The organism is Streptosporangium canum, from assembly GCF_900113865.1.
GTDB classification, from domain to species: domain Bacteria; phylum Actinomycetota; class Actinomycetes; order Streptosporangiales; family Streptosporangiaceae; genus Streptosporangium; species Streptosporangium canum.
Genome location: NZ_FOQY01000012.1, coordinates 183,593 through 203,161 on the forward strand (window position 1 = coordinate 183,593; position 19,569 = coordinate 203,161).

Genomic DNA, 19,569 nt, shown 5'->3' on the forward strand with positions numbered 1-19,569 from the left:
GACCCCCATGAAGCGCAACCTCCCGATCGCAGCGGGCGCGGCCCTGCTCGCCCTGTCGGTCTCCGCATGTTCCGGCGCCTCCTCCCCGGCGGGCCCCGCCGGATCCGCCGGGACGGCCGGCGCCTCCCAGGCGAGCTCCGCGGGATTCCAGGAGCAGCACAAGGGCGGCACGCTCCGCCTGCAGGCCAAGTCCGGCGACGGCACGCTCGACCCGCACATCAACTACAGCAACGGCAACTGGCAGATCTTCCAGGCCATGTACGACGGCCTGCTGGCCTTCAAGAAGGTCGGCGGCGAGGCCTCCTACGACCTGGTCCCGGACCTGGCCGAGGCCATGCCGCAGGTCAGCCCGGACGGCAGGTCCTACACCTTCACCCTCCGCAAGGGCGTGAAGTTCGCCGGCGGCGGCGAGGTCACCGCCGACGACGTGGTGGCCTCCTTCGAGCGGATCTACAAGGTCTCCGGGCCCACCTCCGGCACCTTCTACGCCGGGATCGTCGGCGCCGCCGCCTGCGTCAAGAAGCCCAAGGAGTGCACGCTCGACAAGGGCGTGGTCGCCGACAAGGCCAAGAACACGATCACGATCAACCTGGTCGAGCCGGACTCGGAGTTCCCGCTCAAGCTCGCCCTGCCGCACGCGGCCGTCCTGCCGAAGGACACCCCGGACAAGGACCAGGGCACCAAGCCGATCGGCGGCACCGGGCCCTACACGGCGGTCTCCTACGACCCCAACAAGGAGCTCAAGCTCGTCCGCAACCCCCACTTCACCGAGTGGTCGCGCGAGGCGCAGCCGCAGGGCTACCCGGACGAGATCGTCTACTCCTACGGTCTCACCGCCGAGGCCGCGGTCACCGCGGTCCAGAACGGCCAGGCCGACTGGGTCTTCGACCCGCTGCCCGCCGACCGGCTCAGCGAGATCGGCACCAAATACGCCTCCCAGGCGCACGTGAACCAGCTGTCGGCCTTCTGGTACCTGCCGCTCAACACCAACCTCGCGCCGTTCGACAAGCCCGAGGCCCGCCAGGCGCTCAACTGGGCGATCGACCGCCAGGCCGTGGTGAAGATGTTCGGCGGGGCCAACGTGGCCCAGCCCGCCTGCACGCTCCTGCCGCCCGGCATCCCCGGCCACGCCGACTTCTGCGACTTCCCCCAGCCGGACCTGGCCAAGGCGAAGGACCTCGTCCAGCAGTCCGGCACCGCGGGCCAGGAGGTCGCCGTCGTCGTCTCCGACGACGAGGTGAGCAAGCAGATCGGCGAGTACGTCCGCAGCACCCTGGAGCAGATCGGCTACCAGGCCAAGCTCAAGGTCATCTCGACGAACATCCACTTCACCTACATCCAGAACGACAAGAACAAGGTCCAGGCCAGCGTCTCCCAGTGGTACGCCGACTACCCTGCGGCCTCGGACTTCCTGCACGTCCTGCTCTCCTGCGCGTCCTTCCGCTCGGGCAGCGACTCCAGCATCAACATCTCCGGCTACTGCGACAAGGACATCGACGCCCGGATGGCCGAGGCCATGACGCTGGACCGGACCGACAAGAACGCCGCGAACGCCAAGTGGGGCGAGATCGACCGCGACCTGACCAAGGCGAGCCCGATCATCCCGCTGTTCACCCCCAAGCAGGTGGACTTCGTCTCCAGCAGGGTCGGCAACTACCAGTTCCACAAGCAGTTCTTCATGCTCGTCTCCCAGCTCTGGGTCAAGTAGGTGAGCACGGTGAGCGGGGCCGAGCCCGTCCCCGCCGTCGCCGCCCCGGTCCGGCCCGGTGCCGGTCCGTGGCGGCAGGCCGCCACCCGGATCCTGCGCAACCGCTCCGCGATGACCGCCGGGGCCGGGCTGTTCCTCATCGCGCTCGTCTGCCTGCTGGCCCCGGTCTACGCGGGTTCGATCGCGCACACCGACCCGTTCGTCTCCAACATCTCCGGCACCACGGTCGTGGGCGGCCAGGAGGTCCAGGTCCTCCAGCAGAGCACCGAGGGCCTCGGCCTGGGCGTCACCCCGATCGGCCCGACCGGCGACCCGGGCCACTACCTGCTCGGCGCGGACAACCAGGGCCGCGACGTCATGGCCAGGCTCCTGTACGGCGGGCGCAACAGCCTGCTGATCGGCGTCTCCTCGGCGCTGCTCTGCTGCGCGCTGGCCACCGTGCTCGGCGTGGTCGCCGGCTACTTCGGCGGCTGGATCGACGCGGTGCTCTCCCGGTTCTTCGACGTGATCTGGGCCTTCCCGGTCTACCTGCTGGCCATCTGCCTGTCGGTGGTGCTGCTCACCAGCGGCCTGCACCTGGGGCCGGTCCACATCGACGCGGGCAGCCTCGCGCTGCCGATCGTCATCATCGCGCTGATCTACGTCCCCTACGTGGCCCGCCCGCTGCGCGGCCAGGTCATGGCGCTGCGCGGCAAGGAGTTCCTGCACGCGGCCGTCGGCCTGGGCGCGAGCGACCTGCGGATCATGCGCCGTGAGGTGCTGCCGAACATCCTGCCCACGGTGGTGGTCTTCCTGCCGCTGATGACCGCGCTCAACATGCTCACCGAGTCGGCGCTGTCGTTCCTGTCGGTCGGCGTCCAGTCGCCCGACGCGAGCTGGGGCACGATCATCAACGACGGCCTCGCCCTGCTCTACACCCGGCCGATGATCACCATCGCCGCCGGGCTGTTCGTCGCGCTGACCGCGGTCGCGCTCAACGTCTTCGGCGACGGCGTGCGCGACGCGCTCGACCCGAACGCCCGGCTGCGGGGAGGCGCCTGATGATCGGCTACATCCTGCGGCGCTTCGGCGCCGCGGTGCTCGTCCTCTTCGCGATCAGCGTGCTGGTCTTCCTGATCTTCTTCGCCACCCCGGGCGTGGACCCGGCGGCCCGCATCGCGGGCAAGAACGCCGACCCGGCCACCCTGGAGCAGGTGCGCGCCTCGTTCGGCTTCGACCAGCCGCTGCCCGTGCAGTACCTGATGATGATGAAGCACCTGTTCGTCAGCCACGACCTCACCTCGTTCGTGAACCGGGGCACGCTGGTCATCCCGCAGATCATGGACGCGGTCCCGGTCACGCTCTCGCTCGTCGTGGGCGCGGCGGTGATCTGGATGGTGCTGGGCGTGGCGATGGGCACCCTCGCCGGAGCCATGCGCGGCACGCTGGTCGACCCGCTGGTCATGCTGCTCGGCGTCTTCGGCGTCTCGCTGCCGGTCTACTGGCTGGGCGAGGTGGTCAACCTGGTCACCCAGAAGGAGCTGCACGACTCGGTCTTCTCCTGGGTCCCGCCGCTCGGCTACGTCCCGCTCTCGCAGAGCCCGGGACAGTGGGCGCTGCACCTGCTCCTGCCCTGGCTCACCCTGGCCCTGCTGTACGCGGGGATCTACGCCAGGCTGCTGCGCGGCGAGCTGATCCAGGCACTGAACGAGGACTACGTGCGCACCGCCCGCGCCAAGGGCCTGTCCGAACGGCGCATCCTGATCAGGCACGCCCTGCGCTGCTCGCTGATCCCGATCGTGTCGCTGTTCGGCCTGGACTTCGGCGCCCTCGTCGGCGGCGCGGCGCTGCTCACCGAGGTGGTCTTCGGCCTGCCGGGCGTCGGCAAGCTCACCTACCAGGCGCTGCAGAACCTCGACCTGCCCGTGATCATGGGCACGGTCCTCTACGCCGCCTTCTTCGTCGTGCTGGCCAACGCCGTGGTGGACGTCCTGTACGCCCGGCTCGACCCGAGGGTGCGCCGTGCCTGACCAACCGATTCTCGAAGTCGACGACCTGCGGGTGCGCTTCCGCACCGGCGGGGGCCATTTCACCGCCGTCGACGGGCTGTCCTTCTCCGTGCGGCCCGGCGAGGTGCTGGGCGTCGTGGGAGAGTCGGGCTCGGGCAAGAGCGTGTCGATGCTCGGCGTGCTCGGGCTGATCCGCACCCCCAACGCGGAGATCTCCGGAAAGGTGGTCTTCCGCGGCCGGGATCTGCTGGCCCTGAAGGACCGGGAGATGCGGGCCGTCCGGGGCCGGGAGATCGCCATGATCTTCCAGGACCCGATGACCGCCCTCACCCCCGTCTACACGGTCGGCTGGCAGATCGCCGAGCAGATCCGCGCCCACGAGAGGATCTCCAAGAGGGAGGCCCGCGACCGCGCGGTCAGGCTGCTCGACGAGGTCGGCATCCCGGCCCCCGGCAAGCGGGTGGACTCCTACCCGCACGAGTTCTCCGGCGGCATGCGCCAGCGCGTGGTCATCGCCATGGCGCTGTCGTGCAACCCCGGACTGCTGATCGCCGACGAGCCCACCACCGCGCTCGACGTCACCACCCAGGCGCAGATCCTCGACCTGATGCGCCGCCTGCGCACCGACCACGGCTCGGCGATCGTCATGATCACCCATGACATGGGCGTGGTCTCGGAGATCGCCGACGAGGTCCTGGTCATGTACGGCGGGCGGGCGGTCGAGCGGGGTGCCCGCAGGGACGTCTTCCACGCCCCCCGCCACCCCTACACCTGGGGACTGCTCGACTCGGTGCCCCGGGTGGGCGGCCCGCGCGTCCGGCGGCTGCCCACGATCCCGGGCACCCCCGGCGCCTCGGCCGGCGGCTGTCCCTTCGCCGACCGCTGCACCCACCGCCACGCGGCCTGCGAGGAGGTCCCCGCCCTCACCGGCGGGTCCGGCCACCTCGACGCCTGCTGGCTGCCCGAGGAGGGCAGGGAGCGGATCCGGCGCGGCGACCGGAGCGGACCGGAGGCGTCCCCGGCACGACAGAGCGCCCGCGCGGCGGATGAGGAGCGGTGAGCAACCCGTGAACACAACGGACACGACGACGGGCCCCCTGCTCAGGGCCACCGACGTGGTCAAGCACTTCAAGGCGCGCGGCGGCCGCGGCGTGCAGGCCGTCAACGGGGTCTCGCTGGAGGTCCGCGCCGGGGAGACCCTCGGGGTGGTCGGCGAGTCCGGGTGCGGCAAGTCCACGCTCGGCCGCTGCCTGGTCCGGCTGACCGATGTCACCGCGGGCAGGGTGGAGTTCGACGGGCAGGACATCACCGGCCTGTCCCGCCGCGCTCTCCGCCCGGTCCGCAAGGGCCTGCAGCTCGTCTTCCAGGACCCCTACGCCTCGCTCAACCCGCGCCGCACGGCCGGCGACGCCGTCGCCGAGCCGCTCAGGATCCACGGGTACGGCGACGCCGGCGCGATCAGGAACCGGGTCGGCGAGCTGTTCGACCTGGTCGGCCTGGCCAGGACACACCTGGACCGCTACCCCCACGAGTTCTCCGGCGGCCAGCGCCAGCGGATCGGCATCGCCAGGGCCATCGCCCTGTCGCCCAGGCTCGTGGTGGCCGACGAGCCCGTCTCGGCGCTCGACGTGTCGGTCCAGGCGCAGGTGCTCAACCTCTTCGCCGACCTCCAGGAGGAGCTCGGGCTCACCTACGTCTTCATCGCGCACGACCTGGGCGTGGTGCGGCACGTGTCGGACCGGATCGCGGTGATGTACCTCGGGGAGATCGTCGAGGTGGCCGAGGCCGAGGCCCTGTACGCGGCTCCCTCGCACCCCTACACCCACGCGCTGCTGTCGGCCGTCCCCGAGATCGACGACGGCTCCGGAGCGCCGCGCCGCGAGCGCGTCGTGCTGACCGGCGACGTGCCCAGCCCGATCGACCGGCCCACCGGCTGCTCCTTCCACCCGCGCTGCCCGATCGCCCAGGAGCGCTGCCGTACCGAGCGTCCCGCGCTGAACCTCGTCGGCGGACGTCAGGTGGCCTGTCACTTTCCAATGCGCTCCCCGATTGGAGAGATGGCCCGGGAGCATGGCAGGCTTTAGGGGTCGATCCGCTACAAGGGGAAGAGGCTGCGGTGCGAGGCTGGCACGGATTGGACGACGTGCCCGAAGACTGGGGCAGGTCCGTCATAACGATCGGCGTCTTCGACGGGGTTCACCGCGGCCATCAGCAGATGGTTGCCCGTGCCGTCGCGATGGCCGACGAGCTCGGACTGCTCTCGGTCGTGGTGACCTTCGACCCGCATCCGGAGGAGGTGGTGCGGCCCGGCACGCACCCGCCCCGGCTGACGACGGCCCGGCACCGCACGGAGCTGCTCGCCGCCCTCGGCGTCGACGCGGTGTGCGTGCTGCCGTTCACGCTGGAGTTCTCCCGGATGAGCCCGGACGAGTTCGTGCAGACGGTGCTGGTCGACCGGCTGCACGCGGGCGGGGTCGTGGTGGGGGAGAACTTCCGCTTCGGGCACAAGGCCTCCGGTGACGTCGAGACCCTGCAGACCCTCGGGGAGAAGTACGACTTCGTGGCCGAGGCGGTCCCGCTGGTGAGCAACGGGGAGACCATCTCCTCCACCCTCATCCGCGAGCGCCTGGCCGCCGGGGACATGGAGGCCGTGGCGGCGGCGCTCGGCCGTCCGCACCGGGTCGAGGGCGTGGTCGTCCGCGGTTACCAGCGCGGCCGCCAGCTCGGATTCCCGACGGCCAACCTGGAGTCGCCCGACTTCACCGCGATCCCCGCCGACGGCGTCTACGCCGGCTGGCTGCAGGGCATCCCGACGGGCAACCTGCCGGCCGTCTACGGCGGCGAGCGCTGGCCCGCCGCCATCTCGGTGGGCACCAACCCCACCTTCGAGGGCGTGCCGCGCACCGTCGAGGCCTACGCGCTCGACCGCGACGACCTGGACCTCTACGGCGCCCACATGGCCGTGGACTTCGGGCCGCGGCTCCGCGGCAACGTCAAGTTCGACTCGATCGAGGCGCTCGTCGACCAGATCCGCGCCGACGTCGACGAGGCCCGCCGCCTGACCTCCTGACCTTCCGGGCGCTCGGCGGGTCCGAGGATGTGCGGACGCGGGAGGGCTGATGGTAATCTGGCATGTCAGCTCTGTAACCGGTGGTGTCACAACCCCGGCGCTGATCTCGCCACGGCGACTGTAGGCACGCACGGTCGCTCGGGCAACTGAAAATCGCGCGTGCCCGTAGAAGTGCAAGGAGAGATGTGTCGCTCGACACCGCCGCAAAGAAGCAGATCATCGGTGAGTACGCCAAGGGTGAGACCGACACCGGTTCCCCCGAGGTGCAGATCGCGCTGCTGAGCAAGCGCATCAGCGAGCTCACCGAGCACCTGAAGACGCACAAGCACGACCACCACAGCCGCCGCGGTCTGCTGCTGCTCGTCGGTCGTCGTCGCCGTCTGCTCAAGTACCTGCAGAGCAAGGACATCGCGCGTTACCGTACGCTCATCGAGCGGCTCGGCCTGCGCCGATAGAGTTGTGAGGGAGCGGCGTCCGCGCCGCTCCCTCATCTCATATGGACGGGTGTCGGCGCGTCGCGCCACGGAGACACCGTCCCAGTGAGCAAACTGAATAGCCGAGACAGTGCCCCGCGTCCGCCAGCAAGCGCGCCCCACGGCGTCGGAGGGCCGGTCCTCGGTAGTGGCCCCCGGTCATCATGGCGTAAGCCGTACGGAACCGGGCGCTTCGATCGAAGACCGGCGCTGCACCTACGGGGAGCAGGCAACAAGACGACTCAGGCACGGAACGCGTGCCCGAGTGGACGCGGGCGACCTACCAAAGGAGGTCCCCCGTGGAGGGTGTCCACAGCAGTGAAGCCGTCATCGACAACGGCTCTTTCGGTACGCGCACCATCCGGTTCGAGACCGGGCGGCTCGCGCGCCAGGCGGCGGGTTCCGCCGTCGTCTACCTGGACGACGAGACGATGGTCCTCTCCGCGACCACCGCCTCCAAGAACCCCAAGGAGAACCTCGACTTCTTCCCCCTCACGGTGGACGTCGAGGAGCGGATGTACGCCGCGGGCCGCATCCCCGGCTCGTTCTTCCGCCGTGAGGGCCGTCCCTCCGAGGACGCCATCCTCACCTGCCGGCTGATCGACCGGCCGCTGCGCCCGTCGTTCGTCAAGGGCCTGCGCAACGAGATCCAGGTCGTCGCGACGATCATGGCGCTCAACCCCGACCACCTGTACGACGTGGTCGCGATCAACGCCGCGTCCCTGTCCACCCAGCTCGCCGGGCTGCCCTTCTCCGGCCCGATCGGCGGCGTCCGCGTCGCGCTGATCGAGGGCCAGTGGGTGGCCTTCCCGACCCACTCGGAGCTGGCGAACGCCACCTTCGACATGGTGGTCGCCGGCCGCGTCCTGGAGGACGGCGACGTCGCGATCATGATGGTCGAGGCCGAGTCCACCCGTGACACGCTCAAGCTCATCGCCGACGGCGCCGTGGCGCCGACCGAGGAGACCGTGGCCCAGGGCCTGGAGGCTTCCAAGCCGTTCATCAAGGTCCTGTGCGAGGCGCAGTCCAAGATCGCGAAGGTCGCGGCCAAGGCCACCGCCGAGTACCCGCTGTTCCTCGACTACCAGGACGACGTCCTGGAGGCCGTGACCGGCGCGGTCAAGAGCGAGCTCGCCGCGGCGCTGACCATCGCCGGCAAGCAGGAGCGCGAGACCGAGCTCGACCGCCTCAAGGCCCTGGCCCTGGAGAAGGTCGGCTCCGAGTTCGAGGGCCGTGAGAAGGAGGTCAGCGCCGCGTTCCGCTCGCTGACCAAGAAGCTCATGCGCGAGCGGGTCATCTCCGAGGGCGTCCGCATCGACGGCCGCGGCGTCAAGGACATCCGGCAGCTCAACGCCGAGGTCCACGTCGTGCCCCGCGTGCACGGCTCGGCCCTGTTCGAGCGGGGCGAGACCCAGATCCTGGGCATCACCACGCTCAACATGCTCCGCATGGAGCAGATGATCGACACGCTCAACCCCGAGCGCACCAAGCGCTACATGCACAACTACAACTTCCCGCCCTACTCCACCGGTGAGACCGGCCGCGTGGGCTCGCCCAAGCGCCGCGAGATCGGCCACGGCGCGCTCGCCGAGCGGGCGCTCGTCCCGGTCCTGCCGGCCCGCGAGGAGTTCCCCTACGCGATCCGCCAGGTCTCCGAGGCGCTGGGCTCCAACGGCTCGACCTCCATGGGCTCGGTCTGCGCCTCGACCATGGCGCTGCTCGACGCGGGCGTCCCCCTCAAGGGCATCGTCGCGGGCATCGCGATGGGCCTGATCAACGAGGGCGACCAGTACGTCACGCTGACCGACATCCTCGGCGCCGAAGACGCCATGGGCGACATGGACTTCAAGGTCGCCGGCACCAAGGACGTCATCACCGCGCTCCAGCTCGACACCAAGCTCGACGGCATCCCCGCCTCGGTGCTGGCCGCCGCGCTGAAGCAGGCCAAGGGCGCCCGCCTGGCCATCATCGACGTGATGCAGGAGGCCATCGACTCCCCGGCGGAGATGAACGCGACGGCCCCGCGCATCATCACGATCAAGGTCCCGGTCGACAAGATCGGAGAGGTCATCGGCCCGAAGGGCAAGATGATCAACCAGATCCAGGACGACACCGGCGCCGAGATCACGATCGAGGACGACGGAACCATCTACATCGGCGCGACCGACGGCCCGTCCGCCGAGGCGGCCCGGTCGGCGATCAACGCCATCGCCAACCCGCACATGCCGGAGGTCGGAGAGCGCTACCTGGGCACGGTCGTCAAGATCGCCGCCTTCGGCGCCTTCATCTCCCTCATGCCGGGCAAGGACGGCCTCCTGCACGTCTCCCAGATCCGCAAGCTGCACGGCGGCAAGCGCATCGAGAACGTCGAGGACGTCATGAACGTCGGCGAGAAGGTCCAGGTGGAGATCGCCGAGATCGACTCGCGCGGCAAGCTCTCCCTGGTCCCCGTCGAGGTCATCGAGAAGGAGGCCGCGGCCAAGGCCGAGGGCGGCGCCTCCGAGGAGGAGCCGGCGGCGCCCGCCGCCGCCGACGACCGTCCCCGCGAGGACCGGCCCCGCCGCACCCGCACCCGCACCAGCGGTGGCGGCAGCCGTGGGGGAGAAGACCGCAACTCGTGATGACCACCACTCTGCACCCCGGCAAGGACGGTGCCGGGGTCGTGCAGCGCACTGTCCTTCCCGGTGGGCTCCGGGTGGTGACCGAGTCCATGCCGACCGTGCGTTCCGTCGCGGTCGGCATGTGGGTCGGCATCGGATCGCGGGACGAGGCCCCCGAGCACATGGGGTCCTCGCACTTCCTTGAGCACCTGCTGTTCAAGGGCACCCCCACGCGGGACGCGCTGGAGATCTCCGCGGCGATCGAGGGCATCGGCGGCGAGATCAACGCCTTCACCGCCAAGGAGTACACCTGCTACTACGCGCGGGTCCTCGACGAGGACCTGCGGGTGGCGATCGACGTGCTCGCCGACGTGGTGACCTCCTCGCTGATCACCCCGGAGGACGTCGAGGCCGAGCGTGGCGTGATCCTGGAGGAGATCGCCATGCACGACGACGACCCCTCCGACATGGTGCACGAGCAGTTCTCCGCCGAGATGTACGGCGACACACCCATCGGCCGGCCGATCCTCGGCACGGTCGAGTCGATCAACGCCGCCAGCCGTGACCGGATCGCGGAGTACTACCGGCGCTACTACCTGCCGACGCACACCGTGGTGTCGGTGGCGGGCAACGTCACCCACGAGCAGGTCGTGGCGCTCGTCGCCGCGGCCTACGAGCGGGCCGGAGCCCTCGGCGGGGACGCCTCGCCGATCGCTCCGCGCGTCTCCGGCCCCGGCGCCGAGGCGCGTCCCGGCGTACGGGTGGTGCACCGGCCGACCGAGCAGGCCAACCTGGTCCTCGGCACGACCGGTCTCACCCGCACCGACGAGCGCCGCTTCGCGCTCGGGGTGTTCAACGCGGCCCTGGGCGGCGGCATGTCCTCGCGGCTGTTCCAGGAGATCAGGGAGAAGAGGGGGCTGGCCTACTCCGCCTACTCCTACACCTCCTCCTACGCCGACACCGGGCAGTTCGGCATCTACGTCGGCTGCCTGCCGTCGAAGATCGACGAAGTGCTGAAGATCTGCCGTGAGGAGGTCCTCCGGGTGGTCGCCGACGGCATCACCGAGGAGGAGATCGTCCGCGGCAAGGGCCAGATGCGCGGCGGCCTCGTGCTCGGCCTGGAGGACACCGGCTCCAGGATGTCCAGGATCGGCAAGGGCGAGCTCGTCTACGACGAGCTGCTCTCGGTCGACGACGTCCTCGCCAGGATCGAGGCGGTGACCCCGGAGCAGATCTCCGAGGTCGCCGGTGACGTCCTCAACCGCCCGATGACCCTCGCGGTCATCGGCCCCTACGAGGACAAGGACTTCGGCTGGGTCGTCAACGGCTGACCGTTCCGTCGTGAACGGCCCCGGCGTCCGCGCCGGGGCCGTTCCGCTGTCCAGGCACCGCCCGCGCCTGCTGTCCGCTGTCCGGCGCGGCCCGTGCCGTCCGTCCGCTGTCCGGGCACGGCTCGCTGTCCGGGCACGGCTCGTGGGGCCCGGGTGAGGCCGGCGGGGACGTACGGACGCGGCCTGCGCCGGAGCGCGGCCGGCGGGCTTCCGCGAGGTCGGACGGTATAACCTTGGGGCCGTGATCAGGGTTGGAGTTCTCGGCGCCCGAGGGCGCGTCGGTATCGAAGTGTGCAAGGCCGTCGAGGCGGCGGACGACCTGGAGCTGGTCGCGGCCCTCGACAAGGACGACCCGATCGAGGGTCTCACCGGCGCCGAGGTGGTGGTCGACTTCACCCACCCCGACGTGGTCATGGGCAACCTCGAATGGTGCGTCTCCCACGGCATCCACCCGGTGGTCGGCACCACCGGCTTCGACGCCGGGCGCCTGGCGACCGTCAGGGGCTGGCTGGACGACAACCCCGGCGTGAACGCGCTGATCGCGCCCAACTTCGGCATCGCGGCCGTGCTCATGATGCACTTCGCCCAGCAGGCCGCCCGCTACTTCGACTCCGTCGAGATCGTCGAGCTGCACCACCCGAACAAGGCCGACGCGCCCTCCGGCACCGCCCGCCGTACGGCGGAGCTGGTCGCCGAGGCGCGGCGCAAGGCCGGGGCCGGGCCGATGCCCGACGCGACCAGCGCGGAGCTGGACGGAGCCCGGGGCGCGGAGGTGGACGGCGTTCACGTGCACTCGGTACGGCTGGCCGGGCTGATCGCCCACCAGGAGGTGCTCATGGGCGGTGACGGGGAGACCCTCACCATCCGCCACGACACCATGAGCCGTTCGTCGTTCACGCCGGGCGTGCTGCTGGGCGTGCGCCGGGTCGGGGAGGTCCCGGGGCTGACCGTCGGCCTGGAGCCCCTGCTCGACCTCTAGCCGGGCGCGACCGGCGGCGCTCCGGGTCCGAGTGGAGGGGCGCGGCGATCAGGGGTAGCCTGATCGCCGCTCAATGCCGAAAAGTCCGGCATTCGCCGCCGACGGCGTCTTCCGGGTCCGCGGCGCCCGTCGCCCACCATGGAGATACAGCGTGTCAGCTCCCGCGGACGTCCTCGTCGCCGACCCGTCGCCGGCGCGGGCGGGCACCCGGAGCGGGCGCCGCCCGGAGATCGAGGGCCTGCGGGCGGTCGCCGTCCTGCTGGTGGTGATCTACCACATCTGGCCGCGACGGGTCTCCGGCGGCGTCGACGTGTTCCTCATGCTCACCGGCTTCCTCATCACCGGTTCCCTGCTGCGCACGGTGGAGCGCCGGGGCCGGGTGGAGTTCGGGGCGTTCGCCGCGCGTCTGTCGAAGCGGCTGCTGCCTCCCGCCGCGCTGGTGCTGCTCGGGGTGCTGGGCGGGACGCTGCTGTGGCTCCCGCGGACACGGTGGTACGACACGCTGCGCGAGGTGTTCGCCTCGGCGCTGTACTACGAGAACTGGAGCCTGGCGACCTCGGCGGTCGACTACCTGGCCGCCGGTTCGGCGGCCAGCCCGGTCCAGCACTTCTGGTCGCTGGCGATCCAGGGGCAGTTCTACCTCCTGTGGCCGCCGCTGCTGGCGCTGGTGGCCGTGCGCCGGCGCTGGGACCCCCGGATGGCGTTCCTCGGCGTGATGGGCCTGGTCTTCGCGGGCTCGCTCGCGTACTCGGTGCTGCGGACGGCGGCCGACCAGCGGTGGGCCTACTTCGACACCGGGGCCAGGCTGTGGGAGCTCGCCCTCGGCGGCATGCTCGCGGTCGCGTTGCCGTACCTGCGCCCGTCGCGCGCGGTCCGCGTCGCGCTGGGCTGGATCGGCCTGGCCGCGCTGGTCTCGTGCGGCCTGCTGCTCCAGGTCTCCACGGTCTTTCCGGGCTACGCGGCCCTGTGGCCGACCGGAGCCGGCGTGATGATCATCGTTGCCGGGGTGACGGGCAGCGCCTACGGAGCCGACCGGCTGCTCACCCTGCGCCCGCTGATGTACGTGGGGAAGATCTCCTACGCGCTGTACCTGTGGCACTGGCCGATCTTCGTCTTCTACCTCACGGAGACCGGCCGCACGGCGGCGAGCGCCAAGGGCATCGCCCTCATCCTGGTCGTCTCGTTCGCGCTCGCGGCCGTCACGACGCACCTGGCCGACCGGATGACGCCCCGCGGCACGGCGCGCTCGGCCGCGCTGGGCCTGGCGTGCCTGCTGCCGGTGCTGGCCACCGCCGCCGTGTGGACCGTCCGGCTGGAGGACCAGGCGGCGGAGAAGGGCGGCATCGTCCCCGCCCCGGCCATGGCCGCCCGCGACCGCCCGCAGACCTACGCCGACGGCTGCAACCAGGTCACGCAACGCGACGAGGTGCTGACATGCCGGTACGGCGCCGCGAACCCGAGCCGTACCATCGCGCTCGTCGGCAACTCGCACGCCGCGCACTGGTTCCCGGCGCTGCACAGGATCGCCGACGCCAACGGCTGGCAGGTGGTGAACCTGACGAAGGGGGCGTGCGCGCTCTCCACCGATCCGCAGCGCTACCAGGGCAAGGCATACCCGTCGTGCGACAGATGGCAGAAGGGGGTCATGGCGGAGCTCAGGCGGCTCAAGCCGGACCTCCTGGTCACCACCGCGACGATCTCCAGCCCCTTCGAGCGGGGTGAGACGCTCCCGGCCGGCTACGTCCGGCGGTGGCGGCAGCTCGGCGCGATGGGCATCGACGTCCTGGCGATCCGGGACACCCCGCGGATGTCCTTCGACCCCCCGGAGTGCGTCGAGGTCAAGGGGACGGAGGCGTGCGTGGACGACGAGCGGCGCAGCCTCGCCGCGGTCTCACCGGCCGCCCGGCTCCGCCGGCCACCGGCCAACGTGACGTTCGCCGACTTCAACCACCTGCTGTGTCCCGCGGAACGCTGCCGCTCGGTCATCGGCGACCTGATGGTCTACTCCGACAAGGGGCACATCACCGCCACCTTCATGCGGAGCCTGGCCCCCGCCGTGGAGAAGGAGGTCCGGCGGGCGCTCGGCTCCTGAGGCGGCCGTTCGGGCCGGCCGCCCCCGGGTCCTCCCGGTGGTCCGGGCGGCGCCGCTGTATCCTACGGTTCCATGACAGAGACCCGATCTTCGGCGCAGGCCGGGGTCCGCTGGGCCGAGGCCGGAGAGCTGGCCGGGCTGGCGGCGGTGGAGACCGCCGCGGACGGGGTGTTCGCGGCGGTGGGCATCACCTTTCCGCCGGGCACCACGATGATCGAGGAGACCGACGATCCGTCGCGGGTCCTGGTCGCCGGGACCCCGCCGGTCGGTTTCGCGATGATCGGCTGGGTGGACGGGCTGGTCCACCTCGACCAGCTCGCCGTCCACCCCGACCACGGGCGCAGGGGCGTCGGCGGGCGGCTGCTGGAGGCGGTCTGCGACCACGCGGCCTCGGCGGGGGTGGCCGCGGTGACGCTGACGACGTTCCGCGACGTGCCGTGGAACGGGCCGTGGTACGCCCAGCGGGGCTTCGGCGTGCTCGACCCGGCCGAGTGGGGCCCGGAGCTGGCCGCGCTGGTCGCCCACGAGCGGGAGCTGGGCATCGAGCTCGCGCCCCGCGTCGTGATGCGCCGGGCCCTGTGAGAGCCGTCCCCGGGGGCGTTTCTGGTGCCGTCATGGTCTTTCCGGTATCTTTGACTCTCAGGTCGAGAGGCGCTGCAACGGGTTCAGGCCCGCCACGCTCGGCCTTGGTCCTCTCTCCTTGACCTTTCATCAAGGGCGCCTCCCATAACGGGAGGTGGTCCGGTGGATACGTCTTTGAACCGCGGCGACGAGCACGGGCGGGGTGCCGTACGGCACGCATCCGGCGCCGGTGACTCCGGGGCGCCCGGCGCGCACCCGGCGGCAGGAGCGGGCGGCAGGACACAGGCCCTGCGGGAGCTGCTGGACCAGCGGATCGTGGTGCTCGACGGCGCCTGGGGGACGATGCTGCAGGGCGCCGCGCTCACCGCGGACGACTACCGAGGGGAGCGGTTCAAGGACCACCCTCGCGATGTGACCGGTGACCCGGACCTGCTGAACCTGACGCGGCCGGATGTCGTCCTCGACGTGCACCGGCAGTACCTGGCGGCGGGCGCGGACATCACCACGACGAACACCTTCACCGCGACGAGCATCGGCCAGGCCGACTACGGGCTGGAGTCACTGGTGCGGGAGATGAACCTGCGGGGCGCCCAGCTGGCGCGCCAGGCCGCGGACGAGGCGGGCGGGCGTTTCGTCGCCGGCTCGATCGGGCCGCTGAACGTCACGCTCTCGCTGTCCCCGCGCGTGGAGGACCCGGCCTACCGGGCGGTGTCGTTCGACGAGGTCCGCGCCGCCTACGCCGAGCAGATCCAGGCGCTGGCCGACGGCGGGGTCGACCTGCTGCTGATCGAGACGATCTTCGACACGCTCAACGCGAAGGCCGCGATCGCCGCCGCCCGCGAGGTCGCCCCGCACCTGCCGCTGTGGATCTCGGTGACGATCGTCGACCTGAGCGGGCGCACCCTGTCGGGGCAGACCGTCGAGGCGTTCTGGAGCTCGATCGAGCACGCCGACCCGCTGGTGGTCGGCGTGAACTGCTCGCTGGGCGCCGAGGAGATGCGCCCGCACGTCGCCGAGCTGTCACGGCTCGCCGGCGTCTACACCGCCTCCCATCCCAACGCCGGCCTGCCGAACGCGTTCGGTGGCTACGACCAGACACCGGACGAGACCGCGGGGCTGCTCGGCGAGTTCGCCGCGTCGGGAATGGTCAACGTCGTCGGCGGGTGCTGCGGGACGACCCCCGCGCACATCGCGCGGATCACGGCCGCGGTGTCGGCCCTCCCGCCGCGCCCGGTCCCGGCGCCGCCGGCACGCACCCGGTTCAGCGGTCTGGAGCCCTTCGAGATCGGCGCCGACACCGGGTTCGTCATGATCGGGGAGCGCACCAACGTCACCGGCTCGGCGCGCTTCCGGCGGCTGGTCGAGGGGGGCGACCACCAGGGCGCCGTCGACGTCGCGCTGGAGCAGGTCCGCGGCGGAGCCAACCTGCTCGACGTCAACATGGACGCCGACCTGCTCGACAGCGAGCGGGCCATGACCACGTTCCTGAACCTGATCGCGACCGAGCCGGAGGTCGCCCGCATCCCGGTCATGATCGACAGCTCGCGGTGGAGCGTGCTGGAGGCCGGCCTCAAGTGCGTGCAGGGCAGGGGCGTCGTCAACTCGATCAGCCTCAAGGAGGGCGAGGAGCCGTTCCTGGAGCAGGCGCGGCGCATCCGGGACTACGGCGCCGGCGTGGTCGTCATGGCCTTCGACGAGCAGGGGCAGGCCGACACCGTCGAGCGCAAGGTGGCGATCTGCGCCCGCGCCTACGACCTGCTCACGCAGCAAGCCGGGTTCCCCGCCGAGGACATCGTGTTCGACCCGAACGTGCTCGCCGTCGCCACCGGGATCGCCGAGCACAACGGCTACGCGAAGGCGTTCATCGACGCGCTGCCGCTGATCAAGCAGCGGTGCCCGGGAGCGCGGACCAGCGGCGGCATCTCCAACCTGTCGTTCTCCTTCCGCGGCAACGACGTCGTGCGCGAGGCGATGCACTCGGCGTTCCTCCTCCACGCCGTGCGGGCCGGACTGGACATGGGCATCGTCAACGCGGGGCAGCTCGCGGTCTACCAGGACATCCCCGCGGACCTGCTGGAGCTCGTCGAGGACGTGATCTTCGACCGGCGGGCCGACGCCACCGACCGGCTCGTCGCGTTCGCCGAGACGGTGAGCGGGTCCGGCACCCGCCGTACCGTGGACCTGTCCTGGCGCGACGCGCCGGTGGAGCAGCGCCTGGCGTACGCGCTCGTGCAGGGCATCGTCGACTTCATCGACGCCGACACCGAGGAGGCCCGGCAGCGGGCAGCCCGCCCCCTCGACGTGATCGAGGGACCGCTCATGGACGGCATGAAGACCGTGGGCGACCTGTTCGGCGCCGGGAAGATGTTCCTGCCGCAGGTGGTCAAGAGCGCGCGGGTGATGAAGCGCTCGGTCGCCTACCTGGAGCCCTACATGGAGGCCGAGAAGGAGCAGGCGCGGCTGGAGGGGCGCGTCGACACCGGCCGCGGTCAGGGGAAGGTGGTGCTCGCGACCGTCAAGGGCGACGTGCACGACATCGGCAAGAACATCGTGGGCGTCGTGCTCGGCTGCAACAACTACCAGGTCATCGACCTCGGGGTGATGGTCCCCGCCGCCGTCGTCCTCGACACCGCGATCGCCGAGGGCGCCGACGCCATCGGGCTCTCGGGGCTGATCACCCCGTCGCTGGACGAGATGGTCACCGTCGCGGCGGAGATGCAGCGCCGCGGGCTGAAGCTGCCCCTGCTGATCGGCGGGGCCACGACGTCGCGCCAGCACACCGCGGTCCGCATCGCCCCCGCCTACGACGGCACCACCGTGCATGTCCTCGACGCCTCCCGCGTCGTCGGCGTGGTCTCGGACCTGCTCCACGCGGACCGGGCCGAGAAGCTGGCGGTGAGCAACCGCGCCGAGCAGGAGCGCCTGCGCGAGCAGCACGCGACCAGGGAGCGGCGTCCCCTGCTGACCCTCGCGCAGGCCCGCGCGAACCGTGAGCGGGTCCCGTTCGACGACCTGCCGGTCCCCGACTTCACCGGCCTGCGCGCGGTCCAGCCGGACCTGACCACCCTCCGCGGGATGATCGACTGGCAGTTCCTCTTCCTCGCCTGGGAACTGAAGGGCAAGTATCCGGCGATCCTCGACCAGCCGGTGGCCCGCGAGCTCTACGACGACGCGAACACCCTGCTCGACCAGATCATCGCGGAGGGCCACTTCCAGGCCCGGGGCGCCTACGGCTTCTGGCCCGCCCACTCCGAGGGCGACGACATCCTGATCGACGCCGGGCCGCCGGCCGCGGGCGGCCGGGGGATTCTCCGGCTGCCGATGCTGCGTCAGCAGACGGCCAAGCCCGAGGGCCGGGCCAACCGGTGTCTCGCCGACTACGTGGCCCCGGCCGGAGACCACATCGGCGGGTTCGCCGTGGCCGTCCACGGCGCCGAGGAGCTCGCCGCCGCCTTCGAGGCCCGGCACGACGACTACCGGGCGATCATGGTGAAGGCCCTGGCCGACCGCCTCGCCGAGGCGTTCGCCGAGCACATCCACCTCCAGGCCCGGCGCGCCTGGTACGAGCCGGACGCCGACCCTCTGATCGAGGACCTGCACGCCGAGCGATTCCGCGGCATCCGTCCCGCGCTCGGCTACCCCGCGAGCCCGGACCACAGCCAGAAACAGGACCTGTTCGACCTGCTCGACGCCAAGCGGCTCGACATGGCCCTGACCGAGTCCTTCGCGATGACCCCCGCCGCCAGCGTCAGCGGGCTGCTCTTCGCCCACCCGGAGTCGCGCTACTTCACGGTGGGACGCCTCGGCAGGGACCAGATCGAGGACTACGCCCTCCGGCGGGGCCTCGGCCTTCCCGAGGTCGAGCGCTGGCTCCGTCCCAACCTCGCCTACGAGCCCGGCTGAGCCTCCGTACCCGGCGGGTGAGCCCTCCGTACTCGCGGGTGCCCCCGGTACTCGCGGGTGCGTCCCCCGTGCTCGGAAGGAGGCCGGCCGTCCCGCTCCCGGAGCGGGGCGGCCGGCGGGGGGCGGCACCCGCCTGCCGCCCGCCGCGATGCCGGTAGCATCGCTGGCGTGAGCCGGTTCCGTGATGAGTTGTGGCAGGTCGTCGAGGGCGTCTACGCCGAGATCCTGGCTCACCCGTTTCTCACCGGGCTGACCGACGGGACGTTGCCGCGCGAGGTCTTCCGATACTTCGTGGTGCAGGAGACGCACTTCCTGCCCGACTACGCGCGGGCGCTGGCGGCCTGTGGGGTGAAGGCGGCGGATCCGGCCGCGGTGCAGCGGTTCGCCGGGGACGCGGCGCGCACGGTCGAGGTGGAGCACAGTCTCCATGTGGAGCTGCTGGCCGCTTTCGGTATGGACGAGGGCGACGCGCGCGGCGAGGGCGCCGCCCCCACCACCGTCGGCTACGGCTCCTACCTGCTGCGCGCCTGCCATCTGGGCACCTTCGCCGAGGCGCTGGGCGCGATCGTGCCCTGTTACTGGATCTACGCGAGGGTCGGCGAGGAGTTGCTGAAGCAGTCGTCGCCCGACCCGCTCTACGCCTGGTGGATCGAGACCTACGGAAACGAGCACTACCAGGAGACCGTCGCCGGGGTGCTGGACCTGCTCGACGAGGTCGCCGCGACGCTGCCCGAGACCGACCGCGCGAGACTGTGCGAGCACGCACTGACCACCGCGCGCTACGAGTGGCTGTTCTGGGACGCGGCGTGGCGGCGCGAGTCCTGGCCGGTCTGAGCCGCGGCT

At 71.2% G+C, this 19,569-nt stretch carries 14 protein-coding genes and 1 riboswitch; all 14 genes read left to right on the top strand.

All coding sequences use genetic code 11. The features are described 5' to 3' along the window. Positions 1-7: 7 nt before the first annotated feature. Positions 8-1,708 (top strand): ABC transporter substrate-binding protein, encoded by a 1,701-nt coding sequence (locus BM085_RS19770; protein ID WP_093888422.1) that lies wholly within the window; start codon positions 8-10, stop codon positions 1,706-1,708. Next, on the top strand, positions 1,709-2,749 hold the full coding sequence (locus BM085_RS19775; protein ID WP_245789448.1) for an ABC transporter permease: 1,041 nt from the start codon (positions 1,709-1,711) through the stop codon (positions 2,747-2,749). Further along, positions 2,749-3,717, top strand: a complete 969-nt coding sequence (locus BM085_RS19780) for an ABC transporter permease (protein WP_031163093.1) — start codon at positions 2,749-2,751, stop codon at positions 3,715-3,717. Before BM085_RS19775 ends, BM085_RS19780 begins: the two co-directional genes overlap by 1 nt. Then, on the top strand, positions 3,710-4,756 hold the full coding sequence (locus tag BM085_RS19785) for an ABC transporter ATP-binding protein (RefSeq protein WP_093888424.1): 1,047 nt from the start codon (positions 3,710-3,712) through the stop codon (positions 4,754-4,756). The genes BM085_RS19780 and BM085_RS19785 overlap by 8 nt, the downstream gene beginning before the upstream one ends. Positions 4,757-4,763: 7 nt before the next feature. After that, positions 4,764-5,780, top strand: coding sequence for an ABC transporter ATP-binding protein (locus BM085_RS19790; RefSeq protein WP_386437937.1), 1,017 nt, complete (start codon positions 4,764-4,766; stop codon positions 5,778-5,780). Between the two features lie 32 nt (positions 5,781-5,812). Then, positions 5,813-6,766, top strand: coding sequence for a bifunctional riboflavin kinase/FAD synthetase (locus BM085_RS19795; protein ID WP_177245171.1), 954 nt, complete (start codon positions 5,813-5,815; stop codon positions 6,764-6,766). A 185-nt stretch (positions 6,767-6,951) separates the two neighbouring features. Beyond that, positions 6,952-7,221 carry a 30S ribosomal protein S15 gene (gene rpsO / locus BM085_RS19800; RefSeq protein WP_093888427.1) on the top strand — a complete coding sequence of 90 codons (270 nt, stop codon included), beginning with the start codon at positions 6,952-6,954 and terminating at the stop codon, positions 7,219-7,221. Between the two features lie 317 nt (positions 7,222-7,538). Next, a complete protein-coding gene (locus tag BM085_RS19805; protein ID WP_093888428.1) occupies positions 7,539-9,860 on the top strand; it encodes a polyribonucleotide nucleotidyltransferase in 2,322 nt (773 codons plus the stop codon). Then, a complete protein-coding gene (locus BM085_RS19810; protein ID WP_093888429.1) occupies positions 9,860-11,170 on the top strand; it encodes a M16 family metallopeptidase in 1,311 nt (436 codons plus the stop codon). Before BM085_RS19805 ends, BM085_RS19810 begins: the two co-directional genes overlap by 1 nt. Before the next feature lie 241 nt (positions 11,171-11,411). Then, the gene (dapB, locus tag BM085_RS19815; RefSeq protein WP_093888430.1) at positions 11,412-12,149 is read left to right on the top strand and encodes a 4-hydroxy-tetrahydrodipicolinate reductase; all 738 of its coding nucleotides are present in this window, start codon (positions 11,412-11,414) and stop codon (positions 12,147-12,149) included. A 151-nt stretch (positions 12,150-12,300) separates the two neighbouring features. Then, entirely contained in the window at positions 12,301-14,241 is a 1,941-nt protein-coding gene (locus BM085_RS19820) for an acyltransferase family protein (RefSeq protein ID WP_093888431.1), read from the top strand. Between the two features lie 72 nt (positions 14,242-14,313). Next, the gene (locus tag BM085_RS19825; protein ID WP_093888432.1) at positions 14,314-14,823 is read left to right on the top strand and encodes a GNAT family N-acetyltransferase; all 510 of its coding nucleotides are present in this window, start codon (positions 14,314-14,316) and stop codon (positions 14,821-14,823) included. 58 nt (positions 14,824-14,881) lie between these two features. Next, positions 14,882-14,971, top strand: a riboswitch (S-adenosyl-L-homocysteine riboswitch). Positions 14,972-14,985: 14 nt separating this feature from the next. After that, entirely contained in the window at positions 14,986-18,726 is a 3,741-nt protein-coding gene (metH, locus tag BM085_RS19830; RefSeq protein ID WP_218158762.1) for a methionine synthase, read from the top strand. A 168-nt stretch (positions 18,727-18,894) separates the two neighbouring features. Further along, entirely contained in the window at positions 18,895-19,560 is a 666-nt protein-coding gene (gene tenA / locus BM085_RS19835) for a thiaminase II (RefSeq protein WP_093888433.1), read from the top strand. Positions 19,561-19,569: the final 9 nt, after the last annotated feature.

What these genes read in the sequence shown, in the direction of transcription:
- BM085_RS19770 (WP_093888422.1), top strand. Translation starts at nt 8, where the DNA reads ATGAAGCGCAACCTCCCGATCGCAGCGGGCGCGGCCCTGCTCGCCCTG.
- BM085_RS19780 (WP_031163093.1), top strand. Translation starts at nt 2,749, where the DNA reads ATGATCGGCTACATCCTGCGGCGCTTCGGCGCCGCGGTGCTCGTCCTC.
- BM085_RS19810 (WP_093888429.1), top strand. Translation starts at nt 9,860, where the DNA reads ATGACCACCACTCTGCACCCCGGCAAGGACGGTGCCGGGGTCGTGCAG.
- BM085_RS19825 (WP_093888432.1), top strand. Translation starts at nt 14,314, where the DNA reads ATGACAGAGACCCGATCTTCGGCGCAGGCCGGGGTCCGCTGGGCCGAG.